Source organism: uncultured Kiloniella sp. (assembly GCF_937128705.1).
Taxonomy (GTDB): Bacteria; Pseudomonadota; Alphaproteobacteria; order Kiloniellales; family Kiloniellaceae; genus Kiloniella.
Genome location: NZ_CAKZMP010000335.1, coordinates 1 through 2,174 on the forward strand (window position 1 = coordinate 1; position 2,174 = coordinate 2,174).

At 47.7% G+C, this 2,174-nt stretch carries 2 protein-coding genes, 1 tRNA gene and 1 pseudogene; 2 read left to right on the forward strand and 2 right to left on the reverse strand.

Going from position 1 to position 2,174, the window contains the following annotated elements; translation table 11 throughout:
• Positions 1 to 232, forward strand: a pseudogene (locus Q0241_RS17045) (alkylhydroperoxidase); the annotation flags it as partial.
• A gap of 55 nt (positions 233 to 287) precedes the next feature.
• On the opposite strand, the gene Q0241_RS17050 reads toward Q0241_RS17045, so the two are convergent.
• A tRNA-Ser gene (locus tag Q0241_RS17050) sits at positions 288 to 377 on the reverse strand.
• 228 nt (positions 378 to 605) lie between these two features.
• On the opposite strand from Q0241_RS17050, the gene Q0241_RS17055 reads away from it, so the two are divergent.
• Positions 606 to 923, forward strand: a complete 318-nt coding sequence (locus Q0241_RS17055; protein WP_299379743.1) for a hypothetical protein — start codon at positions 606 to 608, stop codon at positions 921 to 923.
• A 107-nt stretch (positions 924 to 1,030) separates the two neighbouring features.
• On the opposite strand, the gene lepA is transcribed toward Q0241_RS17055, so the two are convergent.
• On the reverse strand, positions 1,031 to 2,174 hold a 1,144-nt coding region (gene lepA, locus Q0241_RS17060), incomplete at its 5' end, for a translation elongation factor 4 (RefSeq protein ID WP_299379746.1).

Genomic DNA, 2,174 nt, shown 5'->3' on the forward strand with positions numbered 1-2,174 from the left:
CGATATCTCCCCAAGGGAAATGGCGATGCTGGATTTCGCCCTCAAGGTATCCAACAATGCCCAGGCAACCAACGACGCAGACTTTGAAGCCCTTCATGCCCATGGCTTTAGTGATGAAGATATCTGGGACATCGCCGCCATAACCGCCCTCTTCGGCCTCAGCAACCGCATGGCCAACTTTACCTCCATACGCCCGAATGATGAATTTTATTCTATGGGACGGGGGCTTTAGCTTTTATTTGGGACAAAACAAAACCCCAAGGCAGGTTACCTTGGGGTTTTCATTATGGCGGAGAGAGAGGGATTCGAACCCTCGATACGCGTTAACGTATACACACTTTCCAGGCGTGCGCCTTCAGCCACTCGGCCACCTCTCCAGCATTATAGGGCACCCTTGGGTGCGAGGCGGAACTTAATGGGTATGGGCAGAGGATGCAACCATTTTTTGCACCAGATAAGCACACCATTTATTGAAGTCGCGCCGAAGCTGTTAAGTCTTGATTTTGACAGACAAAATTTCTTTACTCGCCCTTATGCTGTTAAGCTGTATGCTGGCATTAGAAACAGCATAATTAGAGCTGAAATTTTATTAGAATAGGAAAAGTATGACATTCGTCCTACGGATACTTGGTTGGGTCTTTCTGGCAATTGCTCTTGCCTCGCTCGCCTTTGATCTCTTCCCCTTGATGGAACAAGGCAGCTTTCAGCTCTCGCTGTTGGGGGAAAACTGGTTTGCGGTGCACCCCGGCTCTCTCAATTTATTGCAGGCGGTTACCGAACGCTATATCGGTCTATGGCTATGGGATGATGTCTTCTCGCCTCTACTCTTTCTCCCTACCCTTGTTTTCGGCCTGGTCGCTGCCGTGATCTTCTTGATACCCGGTTATCTGTTTAAAAATAGCCGTAGAAGACGACGTCGTTAAAAATTTTCGCATAAAACACATATAAAAAAAGCTCTGATCGATAATCTGTCATAAACAGGAAAAATCAGTCAGAGCTTTATCTTTAACAGCACTTTAAAACGCAGATTCTAGTCGTCACCCATCTTAAGGGCAGCAAGGAAAGCCGTCTGCGGGATTTCAACATTCCCGACCTGACGCATGCGCTTCTTACCTGCTTTTTGTTTTTCCAGAAGCTTACGTTTACGCGAAACGTCACCACCATAACATTTGGCAGTCACATCCTTACGCATGGCTGAAATGGTCTCACGCGCAACGATCTTGCCGCCAATTGCTGCCTGAACAGCAATTTTGAACAATTGGCGCGGGATCAGACTTTTCAAACGCTCACAAAGGATACGTCCACGTGGTTCTGCCTGAGAACGGTGCACGATGATTGACAGAGAATCCACTGGCTCAGAATTCACCAGAATGGAAACCTTCACCAGTTCGTTTTCTTCATAGCCTTCGATGGAATAATCAAAGCTGGCATAACCACGAGAAATGGATTTCAGACGATCATAAAAATCGAACACCACTTCGTTCAACGGCAGCTTGTAAACAATCATGGCACGACTGCCCACATAGGTCAGTTCTTGCTGAATACCACGGCGATCTTCGCAAAGCTTCAACACCTGTCCCAGATAATCATCTGGCACCAGAATATTTGCTTTGATCCACGGCTCTTCAATGTGATCAATCTTGACCACATCTGGGAAGTCAGCCGGGTTGTGCAATTCCATCAATGAACCGTCCGTCATGTGGATTTTGTAAACCACACTCGGTGCCGTCGTGATTAGGTCGAGGTTAAATTCGCGTTCCAGACGTTCCTGAATAATCTCAAGATGCAAAAGACCAAGGAAACCACAGCGGAAGCCAAAGCCAAGCGCAGCAGAAGATTCTGGCTCGAAATGGAACGATGCATCATTCAGCGCCAGCTTGCCAAGGCTATCACGCAACATTTCGTAATCATTAGCATCAATCGGGAAGAGACCACAGAACACCACAGGCACAGAAGGCTTAAAGCCCGCCAACGGTTCAACAGCGAGGTTCTTTTCGTCTGTGATGGTATCCCCGACCTTGGTATCGGTAATTTGTTTGATACCCGCCGTGATATAGCCGATTTCACCAGCGCGGAGCTCTTTGAGCTTGGTCAGTTTTGGTGAGAAAGCACCAACAGCATCCACAAGGTGCGTGGTTCCCGTTCCCATCATGCGGATTTTCATACCCGGTTTA

Excerpts from the sequence above, each read along its gene's own strand:
- Q0241_RS17055 (WP_299379743.1), top strand. The coding sequence starts at position 606 with ATGACATTCGTCCTACGGATACTTGGTTGGGTCTTTCTGGCAATTGCT.